At 70.4% G+C, this 20,695-nt stretch carries 16 protein-coding genes; 9 read left to right on the top strand and 7 right to left on the bottom strand.

Features of this window, described 5'->3' with window-relative positions; genetic code table 11:
* Positions 1-88 precede the first annotated feature (88 nt).
* The 4 genes from ACFVX4_RS32310 to ACFVX4_RS32325 all read right to left on the bottom strand — a co-directional run bounded on the left by ACFVX4_RS32310 (position 89) and on the right by ACFVX4_RS32325 (position 6,962).
* A complete protein-coding gene (locus ACFVX4_RS32310; protein WP_389984113.1) occupies positions 89-3,652 on the bottom strand; it encodes an indolepyruvate ferredoxin oxidoreductase family protein in 3,564 nt (1,187 codons plus the stop codon).
* 467 nt (positions 3,653-4,119) lie between these two features.
* Positions 4,120-5,787, bottom strand: a complete 1,668-nt coding sequence (locus ACFVX4_RS32315; protein ID WP_389984116.1) for an FAD-dependent monooxygenase — start codon at positions 5,785-5,787, stop codon at positions 4,120-4,122.
* Positions 5,784-6,299 carry a VOC family protein gene (locus tag ACFVX4_RS32320; RefSeq protein ID WP_389984119.1) on the bottom strand — a complete coding sequence of 172 codons (516 nt, stop codon included), beginning with the start codon at positions 6,297-6,299 and terminating at the stop codon, positions 5,784-5,786. The genes ACFVX4_RS32315 and ACFVX4_RS32320 overlap by 4 nt, the downstream gene beginning before the upstream one ends.
* Before the next feature lie 96 nt (positions 6,300-6,395).
* Entirely contained in the window at positions 6,396-6,962 is a 567-nt protein-coding gene (locus ACFVX4_RS32325) for a TetR/AcrR family transcriptional regulator (RefSeq protein ID WP_389984123.1), read from the bottom strand.
* A gap of 311 nt (positions 6,963-7,273) precedes the next feature.
* Between ACFVX4_RS32325 and ACFVX4_RS32330 the strand changes: the two genes are divergently transcribed.
* The 5 genes from ACFVX4_RS32330 (at position 7,274) to lgt (ending at position 11,357) form a co-directional block, all read left to right on the top strand.
* A complete protein-coding gene (locus tag ACFVX4_RS32330; protein WP_389984126.1) occupies positions 7,274-8,221 on the top strand; it encodes a fumarylacetoacetate hydrolase family protein in 948 nt (315 codons plus the stop codon).
* A 211-nt stretch (positions 8,222-8,432) separates the two neighbouring features.
* A complete protein-coding gene (locus tag ACFVX4_RS32335; RefSeq protein ID WP_389984129.1) occupies positions 8,433-8,663 on the top strand; it encodes a hypothetical protein in 231 nt (76 codons plus the stop codon).
* A gap of 471 nt (positions 8,664-9,134) precedes the next feature.
* Positions 9,135-9,659, top strand: coding sequence for a TetR/AcrR family transcriptional regulator (locus ACFVX4_RS32340; protein ID WP_389984250.1), 525 nt, complete (start codon positions 9,135-9,137; stop codon positions 9,657-9,659).
* Entirely contained in the window at positions 9,656-10,309 is a 654-nt protein-coding gene (locus ACFVX4_RS32345) for a hypothetical protein (protein ID WP_389984132.1), read from the top strand. Before ACFVX4_RS32340 ends, ACFVX4_RS32345 begins: the two co-directional genes overlap by 4 nt.
* Positions 10,310-10,457: 148 nt before the next feature.
* Entirely contained in the window at positions 10,458-11,357 is a 900-nt protein-coding gene (gene lgt, locus ACFVX4_RS32350; protein ID WP_389984139.1) for a prolipoprotein diacylglyceryl transferase, read from the top strand.
* Positions 11,358-11,711: 354 nt separating this feature from the next.
* On the opposite strand, the gene ACFVX4_RS32355 is transcribed toward lgt, so the two are convergent.
* Both ACFVX4_RS32355 and ACFVX4_RS32360 read right to left on the bottom strand, forming a co-directional pair.
* Positions 11,712-14,102 carry an ABC transporter permease gene (locus ACFVX4_RS32355; RefSeq protein ID WP_389984142.1) on the bottom strand — a complete coding sequence of 797 codons (2,391 nt, stop codon included), beginning with the start codon at positions 14,100-14,102 and terminating at the stop codon, positions 11,712-11,714.
* A complete protein-coding gene (locus ACFVX4_RS32360) occupies positions 14,102-14,890 on the bottom strand; it encodes an ABC transporter ATP-binding protein (protein ID WP_389984145.1) in 789 nt (262 codons plus the stop codon). Before ACFVX4_RS32360 ends, ACFVX4_RS32355 begins: the two co-directional genes overlap by 1 nt.
* A gap of 109 nt (positions 14,891-14,999) precedes the next feature.
* On the opposite strand from ACFVX4_RS32360, the gene ACFVX4_RS32365 reads away from it, so the two are divergent.
* Positions 15,000-16,220, top strand: coding sequence for a sensor histidine kinase (locus tag ACFVX4_RS32365; RefSeq protein WP_389984148.1), 1,221 nt, complete (start codon positions 15,000-15,002; stop codon positions 16,218-16,220).
* Positions 16,220-16,852 carry a response regulator gene (locus ACFVX4_RS32370; RefSeq protein WP_389984253.1) on the top strand — a complete coding sequence of 211 codons (633 nt, stop codon included), beginning with the start codon at positions 16,220-16,222 and terminating at the stop codon, positions 16,850-16,852. Before ACFVX4_RS32365 ends, ACFVX4_RS32370 begins: the two co-directional genes overlap by 1 nt.
* A gap of 190 nt (positions 16,853-17,042) precedes the next feature.
* Here ACFVX4_RS32370 and ACFVX4_RS32375 read toward each other — a convergent pair whose 3' ends face one another.
* Complete coding sequence (locus tag ACFVX4_RS32375; RefSeq protein ID WP_389984151.1) at positions 17,043-18,035, bottom strand: Lrp/AsnC family transcriptional regulator; 993 nt, start codon at positions 18,033-18,035, stop codon at positions 17,043-17,045.
* Positions 18,036-18,252: 217 nt separating this feature from the next.
* On the opposite strand from ACFVX4_RS32375, the gene ACFVX4_RS32380 reads away from it, so the two are divergent.
* Positions 18,253-19,692 (top strand): UbiD family decarboxylase, encoded by a 1,440-nt coding sequence (locus tag ACFVX4_RS32380; protein WP_389984154.1) that lies wholly within the window; start codon positions 18,253-18,255, stop codon positions 19,690-19,692.
* 75 nt (positions 19,693-19,767) lie between these two features.
* Positions 19,768-20,433 (top strand): UbiX family flavin prenyltransferase, encoded by a 666-nt coding sequence (locus tag ACFVX4_RS32385; protein ID WP_389984156.1) that lies wholly within the window; start codon positions 19,768-19,770, stop codon positions 20,431-20,433.
* Positions 20,434-20,695 lie beyond the last annotated feature (262 nt).

The raw sequence follows: 20,695 nt of genomic DNA on the forward strand, positions 1-20,695 counted from the left end.
TCTACGATCATCGCGGCCGGATCCACGGACGAGGTGATCGCGGAGGAGGCGGTGGCCGAGCTCGCCGACGTGCGAGTCGCGGACCGGGTCACAACACGTCCCGGGATGCCGCCGTGTTGGCATCCGTACGTTCGCGTCCCGAGGACAGCCGACCGACGAGTTCCGCGGACCGGGTCCTGTATCGCGCCACTGATGCCATCTTGATCTCCTCGTAGCCGCGCACGGTGTCGGGCAGTGAGGCGATCTCTACGGCCAAACCGTGGCTGCCTTCGTCGAGATTCCGGCAGACCTCGGTGATCGTGGCCTCGTACTCGACGACCAGGGCCCGTTCCGTACGCCGCACACGTGCCGCTCCGAAGGGGTCCAGGCGTGTGCCACGGAGCCTGCGCATCGCGGCGAGTGCTTGGAAGGCGGGCTTGAACCAGGGGCCGAGTTCGATCTTGCGGTTCATGCCGAGTGCCCGCAGAACGGGCGGGTGGAGACGGTAGGACATCCGCGCGCCGTCCCCGAAGCGTGCCTTCACCTCCCGCTCGACCTCGGGGTCGAGGGAGAGCCGGGCCACCTCGTACTCGTCCTTGTACGCCATCAGCTTGTGCAGGTGCCTGGCCACGGCCTCGGTGAGTGCGGTCGAGCCGGGGACACGCTCGCACTCTGTTTGACGTACCTGTGCGACGAAACGTGCGTACCTCGTGGCGTAGGCGGCGTTCTGGTACGCGACGAGGTCCGGTACACGGACCTCCAGGAGCCGGGCGAGCTCCGACCCGGGGGCGGCCCCGACCAGTTCGAGGGTGTGCCGGGCCGCGGCGGACAGACCGCGCCCCGGCTTCGGTGCGGCGGCACGCCCCTCCAGGAGGGCGGCGAAGGCCTCGGGGTCGGCGACGGCCTGGCGGCCGAGACGGAACGCCTTGAGGTTGGCCTCGACCTTCACTCCGTTGAGGGTGATCGCCTCCTCGATGGCATGGGCCGGCAGCGGCAGCCCACCGCTCTGGTAGGCCACGCCCGTGAGCAGGAGATTGGCGGACTGGTCCTCACCCAGGAGGTCGTTGGCGAGCCGGCGCGCGTCGAGGAAGACCGCGTCCCTGGACTCTGCCCGGATCCGTTCTTTGAGATGTTCGGCAGGCGGGAACGACACCTCCGGGTCGATCACCATCTGTCCGGTCGGGACCTCTGCCGTGGAGACGACCGCCACTGTTCGCGCCGGGGCGGCCGTCGTCAGTTGTCCCGGTTCGGCGGCGACGAGCAGGTCACAGCCGAGGTAGAGATCGCACTCGTCCAGGGCCGCCTTGCCGGCCTGTTCCGTCGCCACCTTGGTGATCTTGATGTCGGAGACCACCGCGCCGCCCTTCTGGGCCAGTCCGGTCTGGTCGAGGGCCCGGACGTGCAGGCCCGCGAGTGAGGCCGCGGTACTGAGGATCTGGGCGAGGGTGACCACGCCGGAGCCTCCGACGCCGGTGATCCGGGTGGTGTGGGTGGTGTGGGATGCCGGTACGGCAGGCTCCGGATCGGGCAGGGCGGCGCCGTCCGGCATCGGGACGGGGGTGAAGGCGGGCTTTCCGCCGGCGGGGACGACGGTGAGGAAGGAGGGGCAGTCCCCCGCCAGACAGGCGTAGTCCTTGTTGCAGGAGGACTGATCGATCCGGGTCTTGCGGCCGAACTCGGTGTCGACGGGCTGCACGGAGAGGCAGTTGGACTGCTGTCCGCAGTCGCCGCATCCCTCGCACACCCGCTCGTTGATCATCACGCGCTCGGTGGGTTCGGGCGCGAGGCCGCGCTTGCGCTTGCGTCGGAGTTCCGTCGCGCATTCCTGGTCGTGGAGAAGCAGGGTGACGCCGGGGGTGCGGGCGAGCGCCTCCTGGGCCTCGGTCAGCCGGTCGCGGTGCCAGACGACGACGCCCTTCGGAAGCGTGACCTTCCGGTAGCGCTTGACGTCCTCGGTCGTGACGATGATCCGCTTGACGCCCTCCGCCAGGAGGCCTTGGGCTATCGCGGGCACGGGCATGACGCCGACGGGCTGCTGTCCGCCGGTCATGGCCACCGCAGAGTTGTAGAGCAGCTTGTAGGTGACGTTCACCCCGGCCGAGACCGCAGCGCGGATGGCGAGGCTGCCGGAGTGGTGGAAGGTGCCGTCGCCGAGGTTCTGGATCAGGTGGTCACGTTCGAGGAACGGCTGCATGCCGATCCACTGGGCGCCCTCTCCCCCCATCTGCGTCATGCCGATCACGTCCCCGGCCTGGGCGGGGTCCATGAGCGTGACCATGGCGTGGCAGCCGATCCCGGCCCCGACGGCGGCGCCCTCGGGTGCCTTGGTCGAGAGGTTGTGGGGACAGCCGGAACAGAAGTAGGGGGTGCGGGTGAGCAGGGGCAGGAGTGGCAGCGCCCTGCGCCGGGTCGTTACCCGAGTGGTCTCCAACCAGCCCTGTACGGTGGGGAATTCACCCAGTGCGTTCAGCGGGGGCGCGAGCCGCGCGGCAACGGTGTCGGCATCGAGTTCTCCGTCGAGGGGAAACAGGGCCGAACCGTCGGGTGCGCGCTTGCCGAAGACAGCCGGCCGGTCGCGGCGGCCGTAGAGCAGGTCCTTGAGGGCGGTCTCGATGACAGGCCGCTTCTCCTCCACGACGACGATGTGGCGCAGTCCCCTCGCGAACCGTTCGACGACCGTGGGTTCCAGCGGGTGGATCATGCCGAGGTGCAGCAGGCGCACACCGCACCGCTCCAGTTCGGCGTCGTCGAGTCCGAGGATGCGCAGGGCCTGGCGGAGATCGAGGAAGGTCTTGCCCGCCGCGACGATGCCGATGCGGTCGTCAGGCCCCGTCCTGACGATTCGGTTGAGGTTGTTCGCGACGGCGTAGCGACGGGCGATCTCCAGACGGGCGCCGTCCCGGCTGCGTTCCAGATCGCCGAGGACCGGTTGCACCATCCGGCTGCCTACGGTGTGGCGGTACGGCACCCCGTCGACCGCGAGGTCCGGAACGATCGGTGACACCCGTCCGGCGCTCACGTCGACGGTGCCGGAACCGTCCGCGACGGCCGTCACGATTTTCAGCGCCACCCACAGTCCGGATGCCCGGGACATCGCCACACCGTGCAGCCCGAAGTCGAGGGCTTCCTGCGGGTCGGACGGATAGAGCGTGGGCAGGCCCAGGTCGGCGAGGAGCAGTTCGGAGGCGCCGGGAACGGTCGACGACTTGGCGGCGGGATCGTCGCCGACCAGGGCCAGTGCGCCGCCGTCCGGGTGGGTGCCCATCAGGTTGTTGTGCCGGATGGCGTCCGAAGCGCGGTCGAGGCCCGGGGACTTGCCGTACCAGATGGCCGTGACGCCGTCGACGCGCTTGTCCGGCTGCGCCGAGGCGAGTTGGGTGCCCTGAACGGCCGTCGCCGCGAGTTCCTCGTTGACGCCGGGGCGGAAGACGATGTCGTACTCGTCGAGAAGGGAGCCGCAGCGCGCGAGTTCCATGTCGTATCCCGCGAGCGGCGAACCCTCGTATCCGGAGACGAATCCCGCGGTGTCGCGGCCCTCGCGACGGTCGGCGCGACGGATGTCGAGCGGCAGGCGGGCGAGGGCCTGGATGCCGGTGAGGTGAAGGGTGCCTTCTTCGCGTACGTATCGATCCTGGAGCGTGGGGCGGGAGCCGGTTGCTTTCTGGGGGTTCACCACTGCGTTCCTCCGGGTGGGCATCTGTGGTCGTCGGGGCGGACGAGGAGTCGGCCCGGTACGGCAAGGGCGGGCGCCCGAAACGGCCGTGTCGGCAGGGCGCGGCCATGGTGCGCGTGTCGGCTCCGGTCGGCGGCGGGCGGCGCGGGCGGCGTTGGTCGCCGGCGGGCGGCGCGGATGGATAGCGGCCGGGACCATTCGGCGTCGGCCGGAACTGTGGCATCCGTGAGGCAGGCGGGGCAGACCGAGGCCGCCGGACCCGGCCTTCCGGGTGTTTCGGGCGGGAACGCCGGAGCGTCGGAACGCCGCGGTGAAAAGGACGCCGAGCGGGGCCCGTTGGGCGGACGGGCCGTGCCGCCCAACGGGCCAAGAGGCCGGGACGAGGACGGCCGGGAGCAAGGTCCTGGACCAGGGCCGGGAGGGCGCCGGGCACGCGGCCCGGCGCCCCTCACGCGCCCCGCGCCGGGCTAGGCGGACCGCTCGGCGGCGTTGACCAGGGCGGCGAGTGCGGAGGCAGGGGATGATCCCTCGGCGCTGTGCCAAGCGATGTGGCCGTCCGGCCGGACGAGAAGGGCTCCGTCCTCACCGATCCCGAGCAGCTCGGGGCAGTGGCCGTCCGGGCTGGTGACGTCCCGGCCGATCACGACGGTCCGCTTCGCCACGCCCTCCCCGGTCGCCGCGAAGGCATCGGCCCAGTCGGCTCCCCCGGGGGCCGCGATGAGGGTGAAGCCCGGGATGAGGAGGTCGTGTGTGGACACCCGCTCCCCGTCACGTTCGATCCAGGCATGCGGAAGTCGTGCTCCGGGGACGGCGGTCGGTGTGTGGTCGGTGGCCGAGAGCGGGGCGTCGTCGGCGTGCCGGGCTGCTCCGTAGATGTATCCGATCTCTTGGTTGAGCGCGTCGAAGTGCGGGCGCTGTGGAGGAATGGCCTGCGCGATCCGTCGGCGTTCCGCCTCGGCGACTGCCGGGTCGGGGCTTTCGAGGAGGGCGGCGATCCTGGTCGTCTCGGGCCCTATCCCGACCTCGGCCATCTTGATGGCGTTGAGCATGCTGTGGCGGGCGTTGTCGACGGCGACGGGACGGCGTTCACGCTCGTAACTGTCGAGCAGGGCGTCGGAAGCACCGTCCCGCAGCACGGCGGCGAGTTTCCAGCCCAGGTTGTCCGCGTCGGCGAGGCCGCTGTTCATCCCCAGGCCGCCTGTCGGCGGGAACTGGTGCGCCGCGTCGCCCACGAGGAACACACGGCCGCTACGGTACGTCTCGGCGGTCCGGGCCGTCATGGTCCACGGCCCCACGGAGCGGATGTCCAGGTCGAGTTCGGTGGTTCCGACGGCGTCCCGGATGATCCGGGCGCACCGTTCGGGCGGGTAGTCCTGCGGTGATTCGACAGCCGGGTCGAAGCTCCGCTGGAAGGTCCACCGGCGAACACCGTCCATCCCGATGAGGAGCCCCGGGGAGGCACTGTTGATCAGCCAGACCAGCAGGGCGGGGTCCTCGCTCGTCCACGGGGACAGATCGCCGTGGAAGTAGATGTTCAGCTGGTGGCCGAGAACCGCGGAGCCGTCCATCGCGATGCCGAGCGTGTCGCGAAGGCCACCGGTCGCCCCGTCCGCCGCCACGGCGTAACAAGTGCGCAGGATCCGCCGCTCGCCCGCGCCTTCCACGGTGACGTCGACGTGATCGCCGTGGTCCGTCACCTCCACGACGGTGGTGCTGTAGTGCACGGTGGCCATGCCCTGGGCGAGAACCGCGTCGAGGAGGTGTTGCTGCACACGGTCCTGGGCGCAGGAGATGAGCTGCTCGGCGGAGGCGTGGATCCGGCGCAGGAGCTGGTCCTCCGGGCCTTCGAGGAGGTCGATCCGGCCCAGTGGTTCCCCGGCGAGGGTCTGTTTCCACAGGATGGTGCCGGCCGACACCGGGTCGACCGCGTCCGCACGGACAGCGTCCGCGATGCCCCAGGTGCGGAACAGTTCCATGGACCGGGTGTTGACGACATGGGCCCGGGGGTGCGGATTGATCCCGTCGTACTGTTCGAAGACCACGCTGCGGACGCCGTGCCGACCCAGGACGAGCGCGGTGGCGAGCCCCACGGGGCCGGCTCCGACGATGACGACCGGGGTGTCGATGCCGGTCATGCGCGCCTGACCAGTTCGGCGAAGGACTCACCCGAGTTGAAGCGGCGCACCAGGTCATCGGGGTCGAACGCGACGCCGATCGGATTGGCTTCGAAGGCTCCGGACCGGAACCACTCGTCGAGGGCTTCCTCGGTGGCGAAGTTGTCGATCTGGAGTTCGATGTGATTGCCGTCGGGGTCCTCGTAGTACATCGAGGTGGTCGGACCGTGGTTGATGCACCAGAAGGGGAGGATGCCGTCCCCCTTCAGCCGCTGGTACGTGCCGAGCAGATCGCCGATCGTGGCGTAGGTGAATGCCGCGTGGTGCAGACCGGTGTGTGTATCCGCCGGGCGTTCGGACGCTCCGGTGGCGACCAGCGCGACACGGTGGTGCTCGTCGTCGTAGGTCAGGAAGGCGAGGGCGTCGTTGGCGAAGGTGACGCGGCCTTCGAGGACGCGTATGTACCAGTCGGTCATGGGCGACAGGCTGCCGGTGCGCAGAACGATGTGGGCGAGTTTGTGCGGAGAAGCCATGGGGCGACGACCTCCTCGTAGAGGGCATGGCAACCCTCTTGGCTGCCATACAAGAGAACAGTAGACAGGCTCTTGTATGGCAGTCAAGAGATCGCGTCAGCGCGCCGCCGCGACGGCCACCAGCGCCTCCATGAGGAGATCGACGAACGCCTCGGTCGACCGGTCCAGCTCCCGGGCACTGACCAGCAGACCCTCGAACAGCACATGGGCCATGTCCGCCACGGGCGCGATATCGGCCCCCTCGGGCAGCCGGCCTGCAACAGCGGCGAGAAGGCGGCCCTCCAGCCACTCCCGCATGCGGGAGTAGACATCGGCGAGCGCCGGCGACTCGTCCATGCGGTCGTACGCTTCCCGGTGCAGCCCGCGATACGACTCCAGGTCGGCAAGGAACGTCACCAGCTGACGCCGCGGATCACCTCCGATCACGGGGTCCGCCTCGACACGCTCCCGCTCACGCAGGAAGAGGCGGTCCAGCGCGGCGGCGAACAGGTCGTCCTTGGTCGGGAAGTACCAGCGCACAGCATTGGCCGCGACGCCGGCCGCCTTGCCGACCTCGGCCAGACTGGTCCCCTTGTATCCCTTGACGGCGAAGAGCTCCCAGGCGCTGTCGACCAGGACGGCCTCGCGCTCGGCTTTCGGGATCTGTTGACGGTTCCGTGGCATAGCAGCCCAGCCTAAGGGCTGCCCCGTAATCCCTGGTGGGTCAGCGTGCGGCGTCGGATGCGGTGCATCGCAAGGCGGAGGAACGCCCGAATACTGGGTGTATTCGGGCGTTCCAACAACGCGGCGAGGTGCCGTAGCTGTCGCCGCACGCCCGCCAGGGGTCACGGGACAGCCCTCGGGCGGCGCGGCCCCGCCCCCATCCACCGCGTTCGAGAACAGCGACTCGGCAACCGACGAGCTCTTGACTCCGGAACAAGGAAGCTCTTGACTTCAGAACAAGAGAACGTGTCGCCAACATGTGGGAGTCCGTGATGCGCCTGTACAGCACAGCCCTGGGCATCGCCAGGGAGGAGAGCCCCGGCGAGCTCTCCGTACTCGACCTCCCCTTCGCCGACCTGGGCGCCCTCCTGCATGGACCGGGTGTCGACGCCGCACGCGCGGCGCCGGTCGTCCGGCGGGTCGCCCTCGACGAGGTCCGGGTGCACGCCCCCGTCCCCCGGCCCGGGAAGATCCTGATCGTCGGCCTCAACTACCCCAGCCATGCGGAGGAGGCCCTGGAGATGTTCGCTGCGATGGGGCGGCCCGACATCGCCCTGCCCACGGAGCCGAATTTCCAGCTGGTCGCCGGATCCGCGGTCACCGCACCGGGCGACGACATCCGCCTGCCGGCCGGCGCGGCCGACCAGGTCGACTACGAGGGCGAGGTGGCCGTCGTGATCGGCCGGCCCGCGAGCGCCGTCTCCGCCGCCGAGGCCGCGAGCCACCTCGCCGGCCTGACCATCGCCAACGACGTCTCCGCGCGTGACATTCAGCAGCGCGCGATGTCGGGCGATCCGACCGCGTCCATCGGCGTGGCCAAGAGCTTCGACACCTTCAAACCGCTCGGCCCCTGCCTGGTCACCCCGGACGAGTTCACCGCCCCGCTCGACCTGCGGCTGCGCACCCGGGTCAACGGCGAGGTACGCCAGGACGACCGCACCAGCAGCTTCGTCCACGGCGTGGCCGAGCTGGTCTCCTACCTCTCGCACTACCAGACCCTCGAACCCGGAGACGTGATCCTCACCGGAACACCGCGCGGTGCCGGCGTATTCTCCGGTCGCCATCTGCGCCCAGGCGATGTCGTCGAGGTCGAGGTCGAGCACATCGGCACGCTCCGCAACCGCGTGAGGGCCGCCCCCGAGGGATGCCGCCGAGGCAGGTCGCGGACTTCCGCCCGGCCTGCTTCATCGGCAACGGACCACACGGCAAACGCGGTCTGACGCGGCACCAGGGTCTTTCGTCCGGATCATGCCGGGCCCCGCGAGCCCGGCATGATCCACACGAGAGGATCCACGTCGGGCCGGGGCCGTCAGCGCAGTGCGGCCGAACCATGTCGATCAGTGCGTCGACGCCGGCATCGACCATCGGCTCGCCGGTCCTGCCCATCCGGTCGATACCTCAGGCAGCGAAATCATGTCGCAAGGAGCGACCATGAGCGAGGCCACCGTTGGACAGCGGCCGCCGGAGCCGGACTGGTTGGCGATGACGACCCAGGACCTGGTCGCCAACCGCGGCGCGGAGAACCGCTTCCGGGCGTCCAGTGCGGCGCGACACCCCGCTGGTACGGGCCATCCCTCGCCCGCCATCCGCGAACGCCGCTCCCTGCACGCCGCGGCACGGTGCCGTGCGTCGAACCGGACCGACCGGGTGCGAACTCCCTGAGCAGGCCTTGCCGTTAGGGCTCGACCGGCCGGAGTCCGACACCCTCCGACCTTGACGGCTAACACCGTTAGCCCTAACGTGACACCACGTGGCTAACACCGTTAGCCATTGTCGGTCAGTGGCAACGCGAGAGGGCCGCAGTGAACACCGCCCCAGTCAGCAGCACCCCGTGCGGCAGTGTCCCGACCCAGCCCCTCCGGGGTACGTGGGAGGCACCAGCGCTCCCCTCCGGGCCATTGGCGGCCTCCGGGGAAGAGCACCGACCGCCGGCCGTCGCCGCGCTCCTGTTCCTCGCCGGGCAGGGCCCGTTCCCACCGAACACCGCGAAGCGCACCGCGGGAATCCGGTGTCCCGGGCTCGCCTCGTCCCGGGTCCCGCCCACTGTTCGGATGCCGGCTTCCGGATCCGGACGGCCCACCGGCATCCCGATCGCGCGGACGGCCCGCCGTGGCTGACCGCGTGCAGCAGATCATGGCCGCCGCCCGGGAACTGCTCGACGCCGAGGGGCCGGATGCGTTGTCGATGCGGCGCATCGCCGAGCGTGTCGGTATCCGGGCGCCTTCCTTGTACAAGCACTTTCCTGACAAGGCAGCTGTCGAGGCCGGGCTCCAGACGCAGGGGATGATCCAGTTGGCGGAGGACCTGGAGGCCGCCGTGGCCGAGATCGGCGTCGAACCGCCCCTGTGTGTGCTCGCCCGCGCCTACCGGCGGCACGCTCTCGCCAGCCCGCACCTCTACCGCATCACCCATAATCGTCCGCTCGCCCGCACCTCGCTCCCCGAGGGACTCGAAGATCGCGCGGCGATGCCGCTGGCCCACGCGGTGCACGGCGACAGTGACGTCGCGCGCTCGTTCTGGGCATTCGCGCACGGGATGGTCGTGCTCGAACTCGACGGCCGCTTCCCGGCCGGCGCGGACCTGGACTCCGCTTGGCGCACCGGCTGCGAGGCGTTCGCCCAGGCAATCCGGACCAAGACCGGGGGAGACAACGCATGACCACCATCGCCAAGGAACCCGTTACCGGCACCTCCGCCCGCGCCGCCGGGTACACGCACGCCGTGGGATGGGTTCTCGGCCTCGCCGCCGCATGGGGAACCACACCCGAAGTCGGTGACACACCGGCCAAAATCATGACCGCGTACGCCGACCGGCCGGTCCAGACGGTCGCCCAGGCACTGCTCGTTCACGGTGTGGCGGCTGTCTGCCTGGTGGTCGTCGGATCCGGACTCCTCGACCGGGCCCGCCGTACCAGCAGCACTGCGGCTCGCTCGGCCGGATGGGCGGGGAGGGTCGCGGGGGTGCTCGCATTCGTGCAACTCGTCCTGGAACTGGTCGCAGTACGTGGAGCTGATCCAGCGTCACCGGGCAGGACCGGCTCTCTGTTCGAGGCGGTCCAGCGTACGGACGGTGCCAAGATGTTCGCGCTCGCCGTGCTCGCCGCGGCTGCCTGTGCAGCCTCCCGGCACGGCACACTGCTGCGGCGTTGGGAGGTCGTCGTGGGCTGGGTCCTCGCCGCCACGATCACCGTGTCCGGCATCGGTTACCTGCTTCTGTCCACGGCCTTGACCCCTGCGGCATTCATTTCTCTGCCCTTGTTGCTGATCTGGATCTCCGTACTCGGCGCAGCCCTCAAGCGCCGTGCCTGAGCCCGGAGTTCCGGGACCCGGACCGGCCGGGCACCGGCACCTCATCGGCAACTCGCCGGGAAGCGGCCCGAGTCACGGGTGGGGCCCGCCGCACAGTGCACCATCACCAGCCGGGCTTCCGATCGACTGAGACTTCTACGGAGCGACCATGGATCTCGCTTACCTTCCCAGTCCTTCGACCGGGGTCCTTCACCTCGGCCCCGTGCCATTGAGGGCGTACGCCTTCTGCATCATCCTGGGCGTGTTCGTGGCCGTCTGGCTCGGCAACCGACGCTGGGTCGAGAGGGGCGGGGATCAGGGCGTCATCGCGGACGTCACCATCCGGGCAGTGCCATTCGGCCTCGCCGGTGGACGGCTGTACCACGTGATCACCAGCCCCGACGCGTACTTCGGCGAACACGGCGAGCCGATCCGAGCCCTGTACGTGTGGGAGGGCGGGCTCGGCATCTGGGGCGCCATCGCCCTGGGCGGGGTCGGCGCGTGGATCGGCTGCCGTCACCGCCGCGTCCCCTTCCCCGCCTACGCGGACGCGGTCGCCCCTGGCATAGCCCTGGCCCAGGCGATCGGTCGCTGGGGCAACTGGTTCAACCAGGAACTCTACGGCCGCCCCACCACGCTCCCCTGGGGCCTGGAGATCGACCGTGCGCACCGTCCGTCCGGCATGCTCGACATCGCGACGTACCACCCCACCTTCCTCTACGAGTCCCTCTGGGACATCGGCGTCGCCGCACTGGTTCTCTGGGCGGCCCGCCGGTTCGCGCTCGGTCACGGCAGGACCCTCTGCCTGTACGTCGCCGCCTACACGGCCGGCCGGTTCTGGACCGAGTACCTGCGCATCGACGAGTCCCACACGTTCCTCGGCCTGCGCCTGAACAACTGGACCTCTGTCGTGGTCTTCCTTGGCGCCATCGCCTGTCTTGTCGTGTCGGCCCGCCGCCACCCGGGCATCGACGACGTGTCGCAACCAAAGAACGAGGGCGGCAACGAGAGGGCCGTCGAGCCGCGCCTGGACGCCGCCGTCAAGACAGGAGGCAGCGACGCACGATGAGACGAGAGACAGCCGGCGGCGCGGAGTGGTTCTCTTCGGGGTCATGGTGTGTCGCGGCATGCGAGAGCATGCCGGATCGCCGCGAGGGTTTCCTCGTCAGTGGATGGAGCTGCCTGGCGGCGGCAGCGCAACTGCTCGCGTGTTCCGCGAGCTTCGCTTTGATGTCGGTCGTGGCCTCAGGGGCGATGACCTGGGTTCCAGAACCTCGGCGGCTCTTCACCAGACCCGCGGTCTCCAGTTCGCGGTAGGCCCGCACAACGGTGTTGTTGGCCCGCCCGAGGTCTGGAAGCGAGCTGGCGTACGGACGGCAGCCTGTCCCCCTGAGTCAGTCGGCCGATGGAGATCGAATCGGCTCTACGCCGCCCGCCTGCGCACCGTCTTCGCGGTGACCGCGATCCCGGCCGGCACGGCGGCCAGCAGGGTGCCGAGGACGGCGGTGGTGATGGCACCGGTGTTCAGGTGCAGGCTCACATCGGACGAGGTGGCCTGCGAGAGACCGGAGGCCAAGCCCGCCAGCGGCGGCAGCGTCACCACGACACCGAGCGCGGCGCCGATCGCGACGACCAGGGCGGACTCACCGGCCGCGAGGAGGAGCAGCTGGCGGACCGTGCCGCCGGCGGACTTCATCACCGCGAAGTCGCGGCGCCGTCCGTGGGCGGCCATGGCCATGCTGTTGGCGACGGCGACGACGCTGTAGCCGACGGCGATCACGATGAGCATGGTGGCGAGGCTGTCGGTGAGTTCGGCGTCGGTGTTGTAGTCGGCGAGGGCGTACTCGGCGGCGTCGTGCAGGGCTGTGCCGGGGACCGCGTCGGTGGCTTCGGCATCACCGGGGACGAAGATGTCGTCGGTGAGCGCGGCCGGGTCGTGGGCCCGGACCAGTTCACGGGCGACCACGAAGTCACCGCGGGCCGGGTCGTCGGGCAGGACCGCCCCGACGCGCAGGGGGACGAGGATGCCGTCGGCGAACCGGACCGTCACGGGTCGGCCCTTGCGCAGGCCCAGGACCTTGGCGGTGCGCTCGCCGAGTACGGCCTCGCCCGGCTTGTTCCACCGCGGGTCCCGGGTGCCCAGGACGTCCAGGACGGTGGCGCTGTCCGAGTGGTCCGGGCCCTTGACCACGAAGGCGCGGGTCGGCAGGGCCGCCTTGCCCACCGGGTTGGCGGCGACCACCTCGTCGGTGTTGCCGGGGGTGCCGTCCGGCGTAACGATGGTCTGGCCCGCGACCTTGAGCGCCTCGCCCGCCGGGTAGGCCACCCGCATGGTCTCCACCATGCCGCTGAGCAGGACCGCGAAGCCGACGGCTGCGATCACCGGGGCCACCAGCGATGCGGCACGGCGGGGGTTGGCGATCAGCTCGGCCCGGATCAGGACCGGCCCGGCCGAGCCGCCGCGCTGGAACGGAGCGGTCAGGAACCGGCCGACCGGCCCGATGAACACGGGCGTCAGCAGGGCCGCCGCGACGATCAGTGTCATGGTGGCGAAGATCGCCATGTTGATGCGGTTGTCGGCACTGGAGGTGGCGGTGCCGATGGCGAGGAGTACGCCGAGGCCGAGGACGGCGAGGCCGGCGATCCAACGTCCGTGGCCCATACCCTTGTTGGCGGCGCGGCTGTCCAGCAGCGCCTCGATGGGGGCCACCCGGGCGGCCTTGCGGCCGGCGGTCCAGGCGCCGATCACACTGACCCCGACACCGATCGCGGAGGCGGTGAGCAGCGGCCAGGCGGCGACGGTGACCTCCATGCCCGGCGGGGTCACGTCCAGTCCGTCGAGGACGGAGCGCAGCAGCGGGGTGGCTGCCACGCCGACGACGGAGCCGGCGATCGAGCCGAGCAGGCCGACGACGGCGGCCTCGCCGAGGATCATGCGGCGGATCTGGGCGGGGGCGGCACCGATGGCGCGCAGCAGGCCGATCTCGCGGCGGCGCATCCCGGTCGCCAGGACCAGCATGGAGGCGACCACGAACACCGTGGTGAACAGGCCGAGGACGGCCATGGCGCCGATGAGCTGGACACCCAGGAAGCGCTTGTGCTCGATGTACGCGGGCTGGAGCTCGGCCCGGCCGTCGCCGGAGACCACGCTGCCCCTGTCGCCGAGCAGCTTCCGGGCGGCGGTGACGATCGCGCCGGTGTCGGCTCCCTCGTCGGCGATCAGGGCGATGGCGCCGACACCGGGCTGCTGCCGCGCGGCGAAGGCCTCGCTGAAGTAGTAGCCGGGGCCGTCCACCGTGCCGACGACGGTGAACCGCTCGCGGCCATCGGTGATGTTGACGGTCAGTTCGCTGCCCACGGCCGCGCCCAGGCCGCGGTCCGCCACGACCTCGTTCGCGCCGCTCGGGGCCCGGCCGGAGACCAGCTCGTAGGGCGCCATCCGCGTGCTGCCCCAGCCGTGCCCCGACACCGAGGCGCCCTCGTCGGCGACGGGCTCGCCGTCGCGGATCGCCTGGGCGTAGAAGGAGCGGTCCACCACGGCCTCGGTCACGCCCGGAACCCTGCCGAGGCCGCCCAGCAGCGGCTCTGCCTCGGACTTGCTCCATGGCATCCGGTCCTCGGGGCTGCCGTCGGCGTCGACGGCCTGCTCGGGCAGGGCCAGGGCGGCGGCGCCGGCGTATCGGGGCTGGACGTCGGGGCGGGCGGAGTCGTAGATGACCAGAGTGGTGGTGATGAGGCCGACGCCGACGAGGACGGCGATGAAGGCCCCGAGGAATCCGGACCAGCGTTCACGTACGTTCGCGAGGATCAGCATCACGCCTCCAGCCGGGCCATGCGGGTGGCGATCGCGGTGGCGTCGGAGCCGTCGGCGTGCCGGCCGAGCGGCATGCGGTCGGCGATCCGGCCGTCCTTGAGGAAGACGACGACGTCGGCCACGGCCGCCGCCACCGGGTCGTGGGTGACCATCAGGGTGGTCTGGCCCTCGCGGTCCACCAGCATCCGCATCATGCGCAGCACCTCGCGGGAGGTGACGGTGTCCAGGGCGCCGGTGGGCTCGTCCGCGAAGAGGACGTCGGGGCGGGTGACGAGGGCCCTGGCGAGGGCGACGCGCTGCTGCTGTCCGCCGGAGAGCTCGCTGGGGCGGTGCCCGGCGCGATCGGCCAGACCGACCGCGGAGAGCGCGTTCGCGACCTGCTCGCGGCCGACCCTGCGGCCGGCGAACCGGAACGGCAGTTCCACGTTCCGGGCCGCCGTCAGGGACTCCACCAGGTTGAAGGCCTGGAAGACGAATCCGACGTGGTCGCGGCGGAACTCGGTGCGCTCCCTCTCGTTCTGCCGGCCGATGTCCACGCCGCCGAGGACGATCCGCCCGTCGGTCGGATGCTCCAGCCCGGCCGCGCACTGCAGCAGTGTCGACTTGCCGGAACCGGAGGGGCCCATGATCGCAGTGAAGGTGCCACGGGGGAAGGCGATGGAGATGCCGTCCAGCGCGGTCACCCGGCGGCCGTCCGCGCCGTGGACCTTGCGCACGCCGTGGAGTTCGACCGCGTCCTGTACGGGGGGCTGCCTCGTGGTCGTCAGGGTGTGCCTCGTTGTCGTCATAGGGCGATTCCACTGCTCAGGAGGTACCCGGAGCACTGGTCCGCGCTCTACCTCGGAGGTAGAGGCAGCTCTACCGCGGCGCCCGAACGGGCCGTACTACGGTGGCTCCATGCGTCCCACAACCGCCTGGCAGGCCATGGCTCAGGGTCCCTTGAGCTTCCTGACCTCGAGTTGGCCCTGGCGGTCGCTGGCCTATCTGAGCGGGGGCGTCGTGGTCGGCGCCGCGGCCATGCTGGTCCTCGCCGCGGGCCTGGCCGCCGGGCTCGCCCTGCTGATCGTGCTGATCGGTGTGGCGCCCCTGGTCGGCACGGTACTGGCCGCCACCGTGGTGGCCACGGTGGAGCGCCGCCGACTGCGGCTGGTGGACCTCGACCAGCTGCCCGACCCGCACAAGGCCCCGGACGGGCCCGGTCTGCGCGCATGGGTGGCCACCCGGCTCAAGGAGCAGGTGACGTGGCGGGAGCTGATGTTCACGCTGCTGTCGGCGGCGGCGCTGTGGTGGCTGGACCTGCTGGTCCTCGGCTTCTCCTTCGGCGTGCCCGCCCTGACCTTCGCCTCGCTGGACAGCACGACCTGGCCCTGGGCGGTGTTCGGAGGGATCGTGCTGCTCGCCTCGCCCTACACCGTGACCTCGTGGGCGGGCGCGCGTGCCGCCATGACACGTTCCTTCCTCGCCCCGCGCGACCGGGAGCTCGGGGAGGAACTGCGCGAGGTGCGCGCCTCGCAGTCGCGGCTGCTCGACTCCTTCGACGCCGAGCGGGTGCGTATCGAGCGCGATCTGCACGACGGGGCACAGCAGCGGCTCGTCTCGTTGGGGATGACCCTGGGACTGCTGCGCCTGGAGACCCGGGAAGGCTCCCCGCAGGCCGAGCTGCTCACCCGGGCGGAGAGTCAGCTCTCCACCGCCCACCAGGAGTTGCGGTCCTTGATCCGGGGCTTGAACCCGCCCGTGCTGGCCGATCACGGACTGGTCGCGGCGATCGAGGACTACGCGGGCCGGTTCCCGATCCCGGTGACGGTGGACCTGCGGCTGCCCGAGCGGCTGCCCAGGAAGCTGGAAACGACCATGTACTACCTGATCAACGAGGCCATGACGAACATCGCCAGACACAGCGGGGCCACGACCGCGCAGGTACGGGGCCGGTACCATTCCGATCTGTTGATCCTCGACATCACGGACGACGGTCACGGCGGGGTCGCCCCGGAAGCGGGCAGCGGCGTGACCGGGCTCGCGGACCGCGTCACGGCGCTCGACGGCCGGATGCGCGTGTCGAGTCCTGCCGGTGGTCCCACCCTGCTGCATGTGGAGGTTCCGTGTCGCTTCGCCTGATCGTGGCCGAGGACGCCGTTCTGTTGCGCGAGGGCCTGGTCGGGCTGTTGGAACGGGTCGGCCACGAGGTGGTGGCAGCCGTCGGGGACGCCGACGCCCTGGTCGAGGCGGTACGCGCCGACCGTCCCGACCTGATCGTCACCGACGTACGGATGCCGCCGTCGCTCAGTGACGACGGGCTGCGGTCCGCGGTGAGGCTGCGCGAGGAGTTCCCCGGCCTGCCCGTGCTCGTCCTCAGCCAGTACGTCGAACGCTCCTACGCCCTTCGCCTGCTCGACTCGGGCGGCGGGGCGGGTGTGGGCTACCTCCTCAAGGAGCGGGTGAGCGCGGTGACCGACTTCGTGGCCGCGATCGAACGAGTCGCCGCCGGCGGAGCGGTGGTGGACCCGGAGGTCATCCACCAGCTGGTCCGGCTGCGCCAGGACCCGCTGGAGCGGCTGAGCCCTCGGGAGCGCGAGGTGCTCGGGCTGATAGCGGAGGGCCGCACCAACGCCGGCCTCGCGGCACACCTGTTCATCAGCGAGGCGGCCGTCAACAAGCACATCGGCAACATATTCGCCAAGCTGGACCTGCCCGTGGATACCGAGGGCCACCGGCGGGTGCTGGCAGTCCTTGCCTTTCTGCGGGCCTGACACACGCCCCCGGTCCTTCCAACCATCGCGGCGGACGGAGTCAGCCTGCCTCCCTGGTCTTCACGGCGCACAGCGCGATACTCCCGGCACGGGTGACCCGCCCCGGCGGGTGCCCTTCGTGCTGTGGACGCGTGCCTTCACGTCGCTGGGGGGTCAACGCGTCGGGGTGCCGGGGACCCCGGACACACGGTCAACGGCGCGCACCGATCCCGAGGCCGTGGTTGCGTGCGACGGCGCCGTCGCGCTTGAGGGTGCGGATGATCGGGGCGGTCTCGACCGTGTCGACGCCCAGGAGAGCACCGATGCGGTCGGAGAGGTACGCGTAGAGGGACTCGTCGTCGGAGCAGAGGACGTTGGCCAGGAGGTTGGTCCGCCCCGTGGTGGCGGCGGCGTACGCCACTTCGGGGTGGCCCGCCAGCGCGGCGCCGGCGGCGGCGAGCTGCGAGGGCTGCACCGACATCCAGATGGCGGTGCCGTCCGGGTTGCCCAGTAGACGCTCGTCCACGTCCAGCACGAAGAAGAGTGCTCCGGCCGTGCGCAGGTGCGCGATGCGGCGGCGCACCGTCGACTCGTGGCAGCGGGCCTCGACGGCCAGCGCGGCGTGCGGCGCGCGGCCGTCGCGGTTCAGCGCGGCGAGCAGGACGTGGTCGAGATCGGTGAGTTCGACCGGCGCCGCCTGGGAGTGAGGGGTCGGGTAGGAGGGCGCGAGTGCGTCCATCTGTTCCCGGCTCAGCGCGGAAGTGGGACCGTCCCAGGTGGTCGGGCCGCCCTTGAACAGCCTCAGCATGCGGTGCGCGGTGATCGAGCTGACCCGGCGGCTCGAAGGGAGCCTGTCCATCAGCAGCGCGTCCCGGTCGCTGTCGCTGTGCACTGCGAGGTGGCAGATGATCTCGGTTCCGCCGGAGGCGAGCTGTACCCATCGCGTGTCCTCGCGCTCGGCCAGTGCCTGGGCCAGGCCGAGCGAGGCGCTGGGGACGCACTGCAGCCGAAGTGCCCACACGGTCTGCCCGACGGGGCGGGGATTGAGTCGGCCCACGACTCGGAGCCCGGCCGTCTCGCGCAGCCGGGCGTAGCGGCGGGCGACCATCTGGTCGGAGATGCCCAGTACTGAGGCAATCCGGCGCAGTGGTGCGCGACCATCAATCTGTAGTGCATGAATGAGCTGGAGATCGATGCATTCCACGCATCCAGACTCTAACTTGCGCAATATCCGGCATCCGTGTCCGGGCTCGTTGCACCCGGTCCGGGCCGGTCCGGATCCTGGCGATGCAGGCCCGCGCGGTGACTGCCCTCGCGAAGCTGCCCCCTGTGGGCAACTGCTCCATGCGCAGCCGCCGCCGTCACGCAAGAGAAGAGGAGGACGGGAGGCACGGGTGTACTGCCCGGCTCCCCGACGACACATGAACGCATTCCGTGACCTTCGGCACTACATCGACCACATGACGGAGACGCTCGGGAAGGACGAGGTCCTCCGGATCGACGGCGCGGACCGGGACCTGGACATCGGCGGTATCACCGAACTGATGGCGGAGAAGGAAGGCCCCGCGCTGATGTTCGACAACATCCCCGGCTACCCGGCGGGGCACCGTGTGTTCACCAACTTCATGGGGACCGCTGCCCGGACCGCAGTGGCGCTCGGGCTGCCCCACGACACCCCGAAGCTCGACATCGTGCGGGCCTGGAAGGACCTGAGCAAGCAGCTCGAACCCATCCCTCCGGTGGAGGTCGCCACGGGCCCGGTCCTGGAGAACGTCCTGGTCGGCGACGACGTGGATCTCGGCATCTTCCCCACGCCGCAGTGGCACGACGGGGACGGCGGCCGCTACATCGGCACCGCTTGCATGGTCATCACCCGCGACCCCGACAGCGGCTGGGTCAATGTCGGCACCTACCGGGCCTGTGTCCAGGGCCCGGACCGGCTCTCGTTGTGGATGCTCGGCAACCGGCACGCCAAGGCGATTGCCGAGAAGTACTGGAAGCGTGGCCGGACCTGCCCGATCGCGGTGGTGGTGGGCCAGGACCCGATCCTGTCGACCGCCGCGGCGATCGCCGCACCGTCCGGGATGTCGGAGTACGACCTGGCGGGCGGACTCCGCGGGCAGGGTGTCGAGGTCCTGTACGCACCGGGCAGCGACCTTCCGGTCCCGGCGTACGCGGAGATCGTGATCCAGGGCGAACTGCCGCCGGTCGAGGAGGAGTCCGTGCTGGAGGGACCCTTCGGGGAGTGGACCGGCTACTACACGCACTCGGGCCAGGAGACCGTGGTCCGGGTCGACCGGATCATGCACCGGAACGACCCGATCATCCTGGGCGCCCCGCCGATGCTCCCGACCGTCCCGGCCGGTGACCAGGCCGTCCCGCTGTACTCGGCATCGGTGACCTGGGATCATCTGGAGGCCTCCGGCGTCCAGAACATCAAGGGCGTGTGGGCCTACGCCCGCCAGCTCATGATGGTCGTCTCCATCGAGCAGACCGGCGCGGGCGACGCCATGCACGCACTGCTCGCGGCGGCCGGGCGCAAGCGCACCGGCGGCATGGAGCGGTACTTCGTCGTGGTCGACGAGGACATCGACATCACCGACGTCAACCACGTCCTGTGGGCGATGTTCACCCGCGTCGACCCGTCCGAGTCCATCCAGGTGCTGCGCGCGCCCACCACCGCCATCGACCCGCGGCTGTCGCCCGACAAGCGCGCCGCCGGCGACCTGTCGATGGGCATCGTGCTGATCGACGCGTGCAAGCCGTTCGCATGGAAGGACCAGTACCCGGCAGCCAACCGCGTCGACGAGACGACCCGCGACGAGCTGCGTGAGCGCTGGGCGGGCGTCCTGTCGATGTAGCCCGGCACCGCAAGGGAGGGGGCGGCGCGCCCCCTCCCCCCAGTCCGTCCTCTTCCGCCGCAACAGGAGCCCGCCGTGACAACCGTTTCCCCCACCCGCCTCATCGTCGGAGTCACCGGCGCCACCGGGGCCCCGATCGCTGTCCGCCTGCTGGAGATCCTGCGGGAGGTGCCGCAGGTGGAAACCCATCTGGTGCTGAGCACCTGGGCCCGCTCCACCATCGAGGTGGAGACGTCCTGCACCAGCAGGCACTGCGCCGAACTCGCCGATGTGACACACAAGTTCGGCGATCTGGGCGCCACGATCTCGTCCGGCTCCTTTCCGGTCACGGGCATGGTCATCGTCCCGTGCAGCATGAAGACGCTTGCGGCGGTACGGCATGGCCTGGCCGACAACCTGATCGCCCGCGCAGCCGACGTCACACTCAAGGAACGCCGTCCGCTGGTCCTCGTCCCCCGGGAAACACCGCTCAACGAGATCCATCTGGAGAACATGCTCGCCCTTTCCCGCATGGGAGTCCGCATCGTCCCCCCGATGCCGGCCTTCTACGACATCCCGAACGGCATCAGCGACCTCGTGGACCACATCGTCATGCGGATCCTCGACCAGTTCGATCTCCCCGTGGGCACCGCGGACATCGCGGCGCGGTGGCAGGGCCTGGCCCATACGCGCAGTCGCGGACCCATGTCAGGAGTGGACCGGATGCAGCAGCTCAGCCCAGGAGACGGCGAACGCCAGTAGCCCGGTGGACGGGGCTCGGGCCACCCTTGGGCTTTGGCACGGAACGAAGTCTTTCGCTCCGCATACACACGGATTTCATGTTCGCGGCCGATCTCCGGCCCCACCTTCCACGGAAGATCATTTCACTGCCCGTCAGATCGCTTTTCAGCCGTTCGACACCGGCCTGGAACGCCGTTGACGGAGGTTTCGGCGGCGTGGATGATCCGTTGGAGCCGCGTCGGAGCTCGTGACGCGCGCCCGGCCGGCCGCGAGACCCGACAGG

Source organism: Streptomyces sp. NPDC058240 (assembly GCF_042882135.1).
In the GTDB taxonomy this organism is placed as follows: Bacteria; Actinomycetota; Actinomycetes; order Streptomycetales; family Streptomycetaceae; genus Streptomyces.